Annotated in this window: 15 protein-coding genes; 9 read left to right on the top strand and 6 right to left on the bottom strand. The window is 38.2% G+C overall.

Annotation, left to right across the window (positions count from 1 at the left end):
• Window positions 1-114: 114 nt before the first annotated feature.
• From pdxH to FPK91_RS04770, 6 genes are all read left to right on the top strand, one after another.
• Window positions 115-753 (top strand): pyridoxamine 5'-phosphate oxidase, encoded by a 639-nt coding sequence (gene pdxH, locus FPK91_RS04795; protein WP_144208738.1) that lies wholly within the window; start codon window positions 115-117, stop codon window positions 751-753.
• Between the two features lie 52 nt (window positions 754-805).
• Entirely contained in the window at window positions 806-1,255 is a 450-nt protein-coding gene (locus tag FPK91_RS04790; RefSeq protein ID WP_144208735.1) for a YaiI/YqxD family protein, read from the top strand.
• Window positions 1,256-1,335: 80 nt separating this feature from the next.
• A complete protein-coding gene (locus tag FPK91_RS04785; RefSeq protein ID WP_168926944.1) occupies window positions 1,336-1,911 on the top strand; it encodes a YceI family protein in 576 nt (191 codons plus the stop codon).
• Between the two features lie 55 nt (window positions 1,912-1,966).
• The gene (locus FPK91_RS04780) at window positions 1,967-2,317 is read left to right on the top strand and encodes a DUF3802 family protein (protein ID WP_144208730.1); all 351 of its coding nucleotides are present in this window, start codon (window positions 1,967-1,969) and stop codon (window positions 2,315-2,317) included.
• Between the two features lie 60 nt (window positions 2,318-2,377).
• Entirely contained in the window at window positions 2,378-3,256 is an 879-nt protein-coding gene (locus FPK91_RS04775; RefSeq protein WP_144208728.1) for a putative ATP-dependent zinc protease, read from the top strand.
• A gap of 197 nt (window positions 3,257-3,453) precedes the next feature.
• Window positions 3,454-4,170, top strand: a complete 717-nt coding sequence (locus tag FPK91_RS04770; RefSeq protein ID WP_144208726.1) for an RluA family pseudouridine synthase — start codon at window positions 3,454-3,456, stop codon at window positions 4,168-4,170.
• Between the two features lie 78 nt (window positions 4,171-4,248).
• Here FPK91_RS04770 and hppD read toward each other — a convergent pair whose 3' ends face one another.
• Both hppD and FPK91_RS04760 read right to left on the bottom strand, forming a co-directional pair.
• On the bottom strand, window positions 4,249-5,289 hold the full coding sequence (hppD, locus tag FPK91_RS04765; protein ID WP_144208724.1) for a 4-hydroxyphenylpyruvate dioxygenase: 1,041 nt from the start codon (window positions 5,287-5,289) through the stop codon (window positions 4,249-4,251).
• Window positions 5,290-5,363: 74 nt separating this feature from the next.
• Window positions 5,364-6,524 (bottom strand): homogentisate 1,2-dioxygenase, encoded by a 1,161-nt coding sequence (locus FPK91_RS04760; RefSeq protein WP_144208722.1) that lies wholly within the window; start codon window positions 6,522-6,524, stop codon window positions 5,364-5,366.
• 234 nt (window positions 6,525-6,758) lie between these two features.
• Between FPK91_RS04760 and FPK91_RS04755 the strand changes: the two genes are divergently transcribed.
• Window positions 6,759-7,694 (top strand): LysR family transcriptional regulator, encoded by a 936-nt coding sequence (locus tag FPK91_RS04755; protein WP_144208720.1) that lies wholly within the window; start codon window positions 6,759-6,761, stop codon window positions 7,692-7,694.
• Window positions 7,695-7,748: 54 nt separating this feature from the next.
• Complete coding sequence (locus FPK91_RS04750) at window positions 7,749-8,204, top strand: EVE domain-containing protein (protein WP_144208718.1); 456 nt, start codon at window positions 7,749-7,751, stop codon at window positions 8,202-8,204.
• Window positions 8,205-8,306: 102 nt separating this feature from the next.
• Here the strand turns inward: FPK91_RS04750 and FPK91_RS04745 are convergent, their stop codons facing one another.
• Window positions 8,307-8,720, bottom strand: a complete 414-nt coding sequence (locus FPK91_RS04745; RefSeq protein ID WP_144208716.1) for a YccF domain-containing protein — start codon at window positions 8,718-8,720, stop codon at window positions 8,307-8,309.
• Window positions 8,721-8,940: 220 nt separating this feature from the next.
• Here FPK91_RS04745 and FPK91_RS04740 point away from each other — a divergent pair, with 220 nt between their 5' ends.
• Window positions 8,941-10,098, top strand: coding sequence for a 1-aminocyclopropane-1-carboxylate deaminase/D-cysteine desulfhydrase (locus tag FPK91_RS04740; RefSeq protein WP_144208714.1), 1,158 nt, complete (start codon window positions 8,941-8,943; stop codon window positions 10,096-10,098).
• A 247-nt stretch (window positions 10,099-10,345) separates the two neighbouring features.
• On the opposite strand, the gene FPK91_RS04735 is transcribed toward FPK91_RS04740, so the two are convergent.
• The 3 genes from FPK91_RS04735 to FPK91_RS04725 form a co-directional block, all read right to left on the bottom strand.
• Complete coding sequence (locus FPK91_RS04735) at window positions 10,346-10,519, bottom strand: hypothetical protein (protein WP_102438235.1); 174 nt, start codon at window positions 10,517-10,519, stop codon at window positions 10,346-10,348.
• Between the two features lie 564 nt (window positions 10,520-11,083).
• Window positions 11,084-11,767 carry a ChrR family anti-sigma-E factor gene (locus FPK91_RS04730; protein ID WP_144208712.1) on the bottom strand — a complete coding sequence of 228 codons (684 nt, stop codon included), beginning with the start codon at window positions 11,765-11,767 and terminating at the stop codon, window positions 11,084-11,086.
• Complete coding sequence (locus tag FPK91_RS04725; RefSeq protein WP_405127355.1) at window positions 11,760-12,338, bottom strand: sigma-70 family RNA polymerase sigma factor; 579 nt, start codon at window positions 12,336-12,338, stop codon at window positions 11,760-11,762. Before FPK91_RS04725 ends, FPK91_RS04730 begins: the two co-directional genes overlap by 8 nt.
• Window positions 12,339-12,450 lie beyond the last annotated feature (112 nt).

Raw genomic sequence — 12,450 nt, 5'->3', positions numbered from 1 at the left:
ACCATTTACGCCGTTTATGATAATTCTTAATATAGTCATGATCATATATCAGCGTCTGTGAGTATAATGACATTATATAAAGTGACAGTGACATCTAAGAGGTCTAGCTAACACATGAATGATTTAACGGATATCCGTCGAGAGTATACTCAAGGCGGGCTTAGAAGAAATGATTTACCAGCTAATCCAATGGATCTGTTTGAAAAATGGATTGAACAAGCTAAACAAGCTGAGTTAACCGATCCAACAGCAATGTGTGTCGCTACTGTCGATGAGCATAGTCAACCATTTCAACGAATTGTGCTATTGAAAAAATTTGACGACGATGGTTTTGTTTTCTTCACTAATTTAGAAAGCCGAAAAGCCACTCAACTTGCTGCTAACGCCAAAATTAGTTTACTGTTTCCATGGCATCCCTTAGAGCGTCAAGTCGCAGTGACAGGCGAAGCTGAGCCGCTATCAATGCTCGAAGTGACCAAGTATTTCATGAGCCGTCCAAAAGATAGCCAAATCGCTGCATGGGTGTCTAAGCAGTCTAGCAAGATTAGTGCAAGACAAGCTCTTGAAGGCAAATTCAACGAAATGAAAGATAAGTTTGCTAAAGGTGAAGTGCCGTTACCAAAATTTTGGGGCGGTTATCGCGTTAAAGCAGACAGTATAGAGTTTTGGCAAGGTGGCGAGCGTCGTCTTCATGATCGTTTTTTATATCAAAAACAGGGTGCTGAATGGATTATAGACAGGTTGGCTCCTTAGTTTTATTAGATATTTTAAACGATAAAATACATGATTTTATGAGAACGAAGAAATGAGTAATACAATTTGGATTGATGCTGATGCGTGTCCCAATCCTGTAAAAGAGATGCTCTTTCGCGCCGCTGATAGAAAGAGCATCCCATTAATTTTGGTAGCAAACCAGCTTATTCGTGTACCGGCTTCACCTAATATCTCAGTGGTTAGGGTGAGTGCAGGATTTGATGAAGCTGATAACTATATTGTTGAACAGCTATCAGTAGGGGATTTAGTGATTACAGGCGATATACCTTTAGCATCAGATGCGATAGATAAAGGCGCTGTAGTGTTTAATCCTCGTGGTGATGTCTATACTGTAGATAATATCAAGCAGCGCTTAACGATGAGAGACTTTATGGAGGAGTTAAGAAGTAGCGGAGTACATACTTCTGGCCCGAATAGTTTTTCTCAAGCGGATAAGCATGCTTTTGCACAAGCACTGGATAAATGGTTAAGTCGACAGTAATGAGCACTTTGGTTATCACATCGAATTAACTAATTTTAATCTATAATTAAACTGTTATTTATTCACAAAAGGGATTAATGATGAAAAAATGGCTCGCAGTATTACCATTAGCAATATTAAGTACATCGGTTTTAGCAGCTGATTGGCAAGTGAAGCAAGCACACTCCAAAGTGAGCTTCATTTCTATCAAGAAAGCTGACATTGCTGAGGTTCATGACTTTAAAACAGTGAGTGGTAGTTTGACCCCCGCAGGGGCATTTAATTTGTCGATTGATTTAGTCAGTGTTGATACCGGCGTTGAGATCCGCGATGAACGCATGCAAAGTATGTTATTCGAAGTCGCCAAATATCCAAAACTACAGCTGAATTCGGTAATCAACCCGCAATTGTTAGCTGATTTGAGCGTGGGCTCAACATTAGTGACGCAAATTGATGGCACAATTGAATTACATGGTAAAACTAAAAAGCAATCATTTGATGTTTTAGTGGCTAAGTTATCAGACAAAAAGATGGTGGTGACCAGCATGTCGCCAGTTATCGTACAAGCTGAAGATTTTGGTTTAACTGACGGGGTTAACAAGTTACGTGAAATAGCGGGCTTAAGTAGTATTAGCTTAGCTGTACCAGTGTCATTTGTTCTAACCTTATCTCAATAATTATAGATAGTGGCTTTTGTTAATTAGAGGCAAAAGCCACCTCAAAGGGTAAAAAATGGTCACAGATAAAGATGGGTATATTCATCTCATTCAATATTTAACGGAACATCTTGGTTTGTTTGAAGTTTCTGAAGCGACCAATATCAATAACCAAACGGTTATAGAATTATTTGAAGATCAACTCTCTGCACAAATAATCATGGTGTGTGGTCAGAACCCGAACCTATCGTTTGAACAAAGAAACAAAGTCATTCGTGAGATTGACGCAATAATCTATGATCTTGAAGAAATTTTAGCCGGTGTTGCTAAGCATAATGCAACAGCGGATCAAATCGTATTTATCACTGAGTTCTCAGGGCTTATTAAGAATTTATTTGATAAAGAAATCGATCAAATCCTTAGGTAAACCACTCTCAAAAAATTCATTTTATATTATTTAAACCACTTATTTTTAATAGGAACTTGCATGCTTAAACCTCTCGTTGGTGCATTCATATTAACGTGTATTTCTATGTCTTCCATTGCCGCTGAAAAGCAGGTGCTAGGACAAACTGAAATGATGTCAGTCAGTCAAGATGGCATTATGTTTGAAGCCAGAATGGATACTGGAGCGGTAAACTCATCATTGCACGCACTTAACATTGAAGTTAAAGGTGGTAGTGCAAAAAATATGAAAGATAATGTGGGTAAAACCGTTTCATTTACCACAGAAAATGAAAAAGGTGAGCAACAAACATTAACGGCTAAAATTGTCGGTACTTCAACAGTGAGTAATTCTCAAGGAACTGAAACACGTTACGCAGTGAAGCTTCCCATTGAGTTTGCTGACAATGTACGCAAAGTTAAAGTAAACCTTCGAAACCGCACTACAATGGATTATAAACTGCTCATTGGACGAAATTGGTTAAAAGGGAAATACGTTGTTGATGTGTCAGAGCAAAAATTTATCGGACCAACCGCTGGGATTAGTATTGTTGAATCAGGGCTGATATTTGATACGCGTATTGATACAGGTGCTGTTGAGAATTCACTCCATGCAATCAACTTGCGCATTAATGGTGAAGATACTGACAATATGGAAAACAACGTTGGTAAAGATGTCACCTTTACCACTATGAATGAAAAAGGCAAAGAAGCTGAAGTTACAGCCAGAATTCATAGCACATCGTTAATCCGTAATGCTCAAGGTAGTGAAATCCGCTACATGGTAACGTTAACCCTAGGTGAACCTGGTGAAGAGTTCAAAGTAGACGTCAATCTGCGCGACCGCAGTAAAATGACCTACAAGCTGTTGATTGGCCGAAATTGGCTGCAAGGGCATTACATTGTGGATGTTGATATGTAGTTGATATGCAGTTTATTCAAATAAAAATACCGCTCAATTGAGCGGTATTTTTGCCTTGCTTAAAACGTCAGCTGTTAACAAAGATTTTTACGAGATGTTAAAATACAAAAGGTGGCTTAACGGAGACCTTTTTATTACTATGCGCCAATAGAACTGATTTAGACCTCACTAGAACAGAAATACAATTCAGGTTAAGCATGCAAGAGTTTATCGCGCCACTATGTTCAGAGCAGATTACGATATTGTATCAAGATGAACATTTATTGCTGATAAATAAGCCCAGCGGCTTACTGAGCCTTTCTGGTAAAAACCCTCTTAATAAAGATTCTGTTCACTATCGTTTAGTAAAAGATTTCCCCACAGCCACTTTAGTTCACCGACTTGATTTCGGCACATCAGGTATTATGCTGGTGGCACTGGATAAAGTCATAAATGGGCTACTTACCAAGCAGTTTCAAGATAAAACTATCAGTAAACATTACAGTGCCATTTTGTTTGGTCATGTATATGGTGAGCAGCAAGATGATAAAGAATTTGGCTATATTGATGCGCCTATTGCTAAAGACGTGGATAATTTCCCGTACATGAAAATTTGCCATGAAAAGGGCAAGGCATCACAGAGTCAATTTGAGGTGATAGAGCGGTTAGAAATAGTGTCAATTAATTCCAAAGTAGCGATACCAATAACCAAAGTGCAATTTGTACCTATTACAGGTAGAACCCATCAGTTAAGGCTGCATAGTCACTATATTAGCCATCCTATTTTGGGCTGTGATTTATATAAAAATGCGTTATCTGAGCAACTTGCTGAAGAAGTCTTTGGCCCACGACTATTATTACATGCTCAGAAGCTTGGCTTTCGACATCCTGTGACTAATGAAATGATTGAGATGGTGTGTGAAGCACCGTTTTAGCATTCCAGTAAAATTCAGATATGAAAAAGCCAGCAGTTAAGCTGGCTTTGTGATAAAGATTGAGAATTGGTGAGTGGGTTAAAGCACTCCACGTTTCATTTGGTCACGTTCAATTGATTCAAATAGTGCTTTAAAGTTACCTTCACCGAAGCCTTGATTATTCTTACGTTGAATAATTTCAATGAAGATTGGGCCAAACAGGTTTTTAGTGAAAATTTGTAATAGGTAACCATCGTCATCGCCATCAACTAATATTTGGTGATGCTTGATGCGATCTCTATCTTCAGTGACTTGTGGCAGCTTTTCAAAAATAGTGTCGTAATACTCAGGAATAATATCCAGCGTTTTAATCGCAGTGCCTTCCATCGCATCTAAAGAACCGACAATGTCACGGCTTCTGAAGGCCAGATGCTGAACCCCAGGACCATTATATTCACCTAAATATTCATCAATTTGGTTCTTGTCATTACCTTTACCTTCATTAATCGGAATGCAGAAGCTGCCATCTGGTGAACGTAATGCGTATGACACAAGGGCAGTTTGTGAACCGCTAATATCAAAATAACGAACTTCAGTGAAACCAAAAATATCTTTATAGAAGTTGGCCCATTTTTCCATGGTGCCTTTATAAACATTGTTTGTAAGGTGATCGACTTCCATAAAGCCTTTTTCTTCAACAATGATAGGTTCTGCTAAATCAACAAAATCAGTATTGTAGATATTGTTGTCTGCGCCGAAAACATCGATGAAGTAAATTAAGCTATCGCCGATACCGTAGATTGCTGGATAAGCCATGTCTTTAACGGCTTCATCAGCTGGCTTAGCACCACGAGAAACGGCTTCTTTATAAGCAAAAGCGGCATCTTCAACGCGCCAACCCATAGAGCAAATAGCAGGGCCGTGAGACTTAGCGAATTCAGCAGAAAAACCTTGCTTGGATTTGTTCAATAAGAAGTTAATATCATTTTGTTGGTAGTAAACGATATCGTTATTCTTGGCTTGTTTAAGCATTGAGAAACCAAAATCAACAAACACTTGGTGCATAAAATCTGTATCTGGACTTGCAAATTCAGTGAATTCAATTCCTAAAAGTCCAAGTGGGTTTGTTTCGCTAGCCATGGTATTTTCCTTAATAATTATCTTTTTATTTCATCACTCTAAGGTGATGTGAATATGGGATTCGCTATCGGTGATTAATCTTCAATCCAAGAGCGGTTGTAATCATCACTCATGCAATCTTTTACATGAGTGGTTAAATTAAGCGGCGCAAAGGTATCGACCATTACGGCGTATTCATAAGTTTCAGTTTTACCTATTGAGGCTTCTGTACGTCCTGGTTGTGGTCCGTGTGGAACCCCTTTTTGATGTAAGGTCATGTAACCAGCTTCAATGCCTGTACGGCTCATAAAGTCGCCATCGACGTAGTAGAGCACTTCATCGCTATCGATGTTGTTATGGTAATAAGGTGCAGGGATTGATTCTGGGTGGAAGTCATATGGACGCGGCACAAAATTACAAACAACAAAATTAGTCGCACTAAAGACGATATGATCTGAAGGAGGTAAATGAATTTTACCCACCTTTGGTGCATATTCAGTGATGTTGAATGCCCAAGGGTATACACAACCATCCCAGCCAACTAAATCGAATGGGTGCCACTCTAGTGTGGTGAGTTGATACTTATTGCCAAACTTGCTAACTAATGGAAACTCACCTTTTTCTACGATAGCGTCATTGAGTTCTGGAGTGCGGATATCACGCTCACAATAAGGCGCTGACTCGAGCATTTGCCCGTATTCATTTCTAAAGTGCTTAGGTACTTCAACCATTGAGTTTGATTCAATAACGAATAAGCGCACATTGCTATAATCATTAAATTTAAGCTGATACGTTGTGCCTCTTGGGATCACTAAGTAGTCCCACTGCTTAACCTTCAGTTGTCCGTACTCACTATAAAGTGTGCCTTCTCCTTGATGCACAAAGACCACTTCATCAGCATAAGCATTACGATAAAACTCAGTGGTATCTTCAGTGACTTTTGCCGTATACATAGCGACATCACTGTTATAAAAAATCTTATTTCTGGCGCTAAAAAAGTTGCCGCAGCAATCGGCTTGGCGCGAATCGAGTTTGTAGTTTTGGATTAACGAATCTTGCCATTCGTCGCCATGAGTTAGCGAGTAAGGGGCAACCTCTAATGCCTTTGTCGGCATATTATGGTGATATTTATTGGAGTAAATATTAGAGAAACCGTGAGTTGAAAATAACTCTTCACGGTAAAGCTCGCCAGAGTCTTTTTTAAAAGCGATATGGCGTTTATTAGGTATTAGTCCTTGTTGAACATAAACCGGCATCGTTACTCCTCAACTCTTTATTAGTCTTGTTGTTATTGCTGCTTTGTTAATGTTTTTCTAGCGCAGCTATAACAAACTATTTGTGATCTGGTTAACAATTTAGTTGCTAGAACGAACAAAAAAAAGAATAATAAACCACTCAACTCCATCTGTTTTTTCGATGGTAGTTAAATCTTTACGGAAGTGTCACGACTACAGAACACTTTAGTGCTGAATAGGTACTTGGAGACTTGAATGAAAATAGATATTGAAGCGTTTAATGTGTTGCAAGTACTTGTAGAAGAGGGAAGTTTTTCTAAGGCTTCAGAGCGGTTACATAAAGCGCAATCGGCTGTCAGTTATCAAGTGAAAAAGCTTGAACAACACTTAGGGGTGACTTTATTTAATCGGTCTCAATATCGGGCTGAATTAACCCCAGAAGGCAAAGTAATTTTGGCTGAAGGCCAGCGGTTACTACAGCATTTAGCTAATATCGAACATCTAGCAAGTCGCTTTAGTGAAGGTTGGGAGCCAAAGCTTGAGTTAGTGATCGACGGTGCACTGCCAATGGAGCCTATCATGACGGCGTTAAAGCGCATGTCTGAACACAACATTCCTACAAAAATTCAACTCAACATGGAGTTTTTAGGTGGGGTTCAACATCGTTTTGAACGGGATAAAGCGGATTTAATGCTGGTAAAAGACTACCTTGCAGGTCCTTATTTTTCAGCTCACCAGTTACCACCAGTTACCAGTTTATTGGTTTGTTCATCGCAACATCCGTTAGCAGAATTATCTAATGTCACGCTGACGGATTTACAACAACATGTTGAATTAACTATTGAAGACTCATCGCCACAAAAACTTAAGCGTGATGAATTACAATTTGGTGGGGACAAGGTTTTTTACTTATCTGGCTTTATCATGAAGAAAAATGCGTTATTAAAAGGGCTTGGTTTTGGCTGGATGCCGGAGTTTCTGATTAATGACGAACTAGCTGATAAAACCTTATCCATTGTTGATTTTGTTGGCGGGCATCGATTCAGATTCACTCCTCAACTCGTCTCAACGTTAGAAAGGCCACTTGGTCGAGCTGGGCGATTGTTTACCGAGTTAATTTCGGAAGAATTTACGATATTCAATCAGGGGCAGGCAGATAATATCAAAGTCAGTCATTCTGCAATTGGTTAGTATTCTGATTAAGTTAGTTTTTGATTAAGTTAGAGTTTTGAATTAGGGAGTAAAATGAAATATTGGTTAATGAAATCAGAACCTGACGAGTTTAGCATTGACGATTTAGCTGCTTGTTTACCAAAGTCAGAACCATGGGAAGGCATACGTAATTATCAAGCGCGTAATTTTTTACGAGATGAAGTCAAAAATGGCGATCTAGTGTTGTTTTATCATTCGAGCTGCAAAGTTCCAGGGGTGGTCGGTATTGCTGAAGTGACGTCAGATGCCTATAGCGATTTAAGCGCCTTTGATAGTAAAAGCCCTTACTTTGATCTTAAGTCAGATATAGACAAACCAAGATGGGTTGCAGTTGATATTCGCTTCAAACAAAAGTTAATGAAAATTATTACTCTAACGCAACTTAAAGCTGATCCTAAACTTGCTGAGATGGTGTTAGTAAGTAAAGGCGCTAGGTTAAGTGTTCAGCCTGTAACGGCAGAAGAATTTAATTACATTGTTGCTCTGTAACTACTGTTTTTTACTAAAACACATTAAAAAGGAGTGTTGATAAATCAACACTCCTTTTTTTGTTTATTGTTTTAATTCAGTGACAATGTCGATAGATGAACTTTAATAGCTTTCTTTAGCAACAATCGTTTGTCCAATAGGCGTTAAACTTAATAGCGCCAGTTTGAGATGCTGTATCGCAAATGGAATACCGATTATGGTAACAAAGCAGGCTAGAGCATGAGTCAAATGACCGATTGCTAACCAGATCCCGCAGAATAAAAACCAGATAACATTGCCGACCATACCTAATGGACCAGTACCAAAATCTTCTAAACCAGATAGATGTTTGCGGTTAACGTTTTCTTGTCCGAATGGCCAAAATGCCATTTCACCGATAACGAAACAGGCTCGACCAAATGGAATACCAATAATACTGATAAAACACAGCAATCCTGCAAACCACCAAGCTAAGCCCATTACAAAGCCGCCCATGATGAACCACGCAATATTAAATATTAATCTCAATGCTGACATCGATAATCCCTTACTAGTTGTAATTGGTTGCTATATTCAATAGCCCTATATACTAACCTAGCGAAATCTGTGCCATGTTTAGTTGTTGATGTATCTACCTGTATTTATTGTATAAATATTTTTTTGAGTTCTAGACTTTCATAGTTGTGGTAAATGAATTAGTTAAAAACCCAACTTTTTAGTTAAAATAATAACTCTATTATTTTATGTTGAGAAAAACATGTTTGCCACTACGCCAGTACAAACCATTCAGTTTGCTAATCGAACGATTTTTGTAAAACGAGATGATTTAATTCATCCTGATTTTAGTGGTAACAAGGCGCGCAAGTTTCAATACTTTCTAGAGCAAGACTTTCCTGGTGTAACAAAAGTGGTCGGTTATGGTTCGGCGCAAGCTAACTCCTTACATTCCTTAGCAGTGTTAGCCAAGTTAAGGGGGTGGGCACTAGACTACTATGTTGACCATATTGCTGGTTATTTAAAGCTGAACCCGCAAGCGAACTATAAAGCGGCTTTAAACAATGGTGCCAATATAATAGAAAAGCCTGCAGATATAGAATTGAGCTTAGAAGAATATGTTCAGCAGTATATCCAAGCACCGATAGAAGCGATTAAAGCAACAGCACTTAACAAACAACCTATAGATGAGAGTATCGTTTTTGTTCCTGAAGGTGGTCGCTGTGAATATGCCCAAGTTGGGCTTGATCAGTTAGGGTTACAAATCATCGAGTGGCTCAAACACAATAACCTTAACGAATTAGACCTTTTTCTTCCATCAGGAACTGGAACGACAGCAGTTTATTTACAACGATTTTTTGTCGAATACAGTAAAACTGCTATCCGATTTGGATCATCAACACCCAATGTCACAGTATTAACTTGTAGTTGTGTTGGCGGTGATGATTATCTTACTAAGCAGTTTTACCAATTAACTGATAATACTGATTACCATCCAAGAATCATTTCCAACGGTAAAAAGTTTCATTTTGGTAAGTTGAATCGTCAGTGCTATGAAATGTGGCAACGGGTCAATAAGGAAGGCATTGAATTTGAATTGTTGTATGACCCAGTTGGTTTCATCATGCTAGAGCATTATCTTTGTACTGAGAAATTGATTAATAGTGATGCTCAACGCACCGAGCAAACAAACACCGAGCAAACAAACAAAGAACAAACACATTGCGACAACGTGAACAATGATAACGTGATTACTGGCGACTTTAATCAAGAAGCTTTGAATAAACAGGCTTTGAATAAAGAGAATTTGAATAAAGATAATAGCCAGTCTGTAAGTGTTCCAGTGATGTATTTGCACCAAGGAGGATTGCTTGGTAATCCTAGTATGTTAGCGCGTTACAAAAGGAAGTATGACCTGTAAAGGTAGTATTGGTTTTTATCGAAATTGTATAAGTGATATGAGAGGTTTTTGAGCGTTACTTTCAGTAACTGCTTTTGATAAAGAGCTTTGGGAAAGAGTTAAGAGAAATGCTTAAAAAGTGGAATTGGGTGAGGGTAACTTCATGTTGCTCAGTTCTAATAAACGTCCGGTAAGGTGTGAGAGGAAATACCGAGAAGCGATGTTTATTGAGTAACTGAGCAAATGAATAACGCAAGCGTTAAAAGTCTTACTTGTTAGCCGTAAGCAACCATTTCATAAATGTTAACGCTTCAGTGCGCTTAGAAAAAGTTGTTTTAGTTTTACCTTGGCTATCGGTAAAAGCTATTGAGTTTTTATTTGATGATATTGAATTAACAGGAAAATTAACTGTAATTTCATGACCATTTATGTTGTATGACATGTGCCACACTCCTTTTAATTTTCACCTTTCTGGTGAGTAAGTAATAACAATATATATCCTTAAGCAGTTGTGTTGCGTAAGTTTTGATTTATGTGCTTAAGTTCGCAGTGCTTATTACACTTACAAGTAGGCTGGTTTGATCAATTTTATTTTTAATCGCCAATTTACTTGCTGTAAGTAGTTGAACATAGGCATGTGACAACCATATGACAGATTTCAACTAAGCAGATGACTTGTAGTGTGGGTTTACTGAATGTAGTGAATGACTAACAGAAGGGTAAACAAATAAATACAAGAGAACTTAAATACAAGATGGATATTAATCATATATTTTTTATTTAGCAATACATTTTTTACAATAAAAGACAATTGTCGTCTAAAAGGTGAACTCTATTCAGTTTTTATTGTGTTTCAACAACCTGTAAAAAATGTAACCGTAATTTTAGCAACATTGGATTTAACAATTTTGAGTAAAATACGTGTAGTTGTTTATGAAAGTGCTTTTGTGACATACAAAAGCACTTTAACTTGCCTATCAGCTATTCAACATTTATTGGCTTACAACTAATAAATCAGTTCGCCAATAGGGTTTAACAACTTACTGATACCTTTAGTAAAGTATAATGGAGCATCAACAACGGTGTAGCATAAGCAACCATCTACCGTTTTAGGACTATGTTCATGCTCGTTATTCAGTAGCATAAAGTCGCCGGCAGTGTAGGTGTTGTATTCATCACTGAACTCACCGGCAAGTAAAAGTGTTAACTCTTCACCTTTGTGAGTGTGTTGAGGTATCTCACCGTTTTTATCAATGTGTAGCAAGCTAGCACGAGCCTGTGGCTCACCAGTGTCTAGTCGCGAGCGGCTGACTTTCCCGATACCTTGCCAGTTATTAATCACTTGCTGACGAAACGCAGAAGGTAAATTGTATTGCTGACCTCTAACATTGACAGCAACTTTGGCTTGGGTAGTAGAATCATCAATTGAGTCATCCATTTGCATCATTGAACTTAACATGGCTTCAAGTTCAGCATCCATCTCAACATCACTCATTTGAGGAGCGATAGTTTCAGATAATGACTCAGCATTAAAGCTAGCTTTCGAGGCTGATAATGTTAGTTTTTCAATTTTATCTGCGCAGTGACTACACAACTCACAATGAGCGGATATTGCAATAGATAAGGAAAGAGGTAGCTCTCCTTGTGCATGGAGTGTCAGTAACTCTTGATTTGGATGATAATTAATCATAATGTTTCTCCATGAAGCCTTTTAATTTTTCTAAACCTAATCTTAATCTGGATTTTACTGTTCCTATGGGGACTTTGAGCTTATCTGCTAGCTCTTGTTGAGTTAGCTCTTGCATATAAATACCCTGAACGACTTGTTTCTGTAGAGGCGGTAAGGAATCTACATGCTTTAAAAGCGTCGCTGATAATTTAAAATCATCTTCTTTTTCGTCACTGCCATCAGATTCAAATAGTGGCCATATATCATCACCAAATGCATCTTCGCGATTGTTTTGCACTTTACGAAGCATATCAAAGCATTGATTTCTCATTACGGTGAACACCCAAGTACTCACCGCAGCTTTATCTGAATTATATAAATGCGCTTTGGTCCACACTCGAGTCATCGTTTCTTGCACAAGGTCCATAGCAAGACCTTGTTGGCTTAGTCGTTGAACACCAAAGGAACGGATCTTAGGTGAAAAGTGAGCAAACAATTTAGCAAAAGCAGCTTTATCTCTTTCATTGGCGACTTTAGACATTAGTTCTGCAAGTCGCTGCGCTTCATCGTTATTTTTTTCAACTGATTTCATGGCATTATTATTATTTGATAACATGCCTTTATCATAACGGCTTTGAACTGTTTGTGATTGAAAATTTTCCATTTATTTTCACTCGCATGGTCAGTAATTAGATGTTTAGTAA

It is taken from the genome of Shewanella donghaensis, assembly GCF_007567505.1.
Classification (GTDB): domain Bacteria; phylum Pseudomonadota; class Gammaproteobacteria; order Enterobacterales; family Shewanellaceae; genus Shewanella; species Shewanella donghaensis.
The sequence above is the reverse complement of the archived record's forward strand: the minus strand, read 5'-3'. Positions and strand labels throughout refer to the sequence as shown.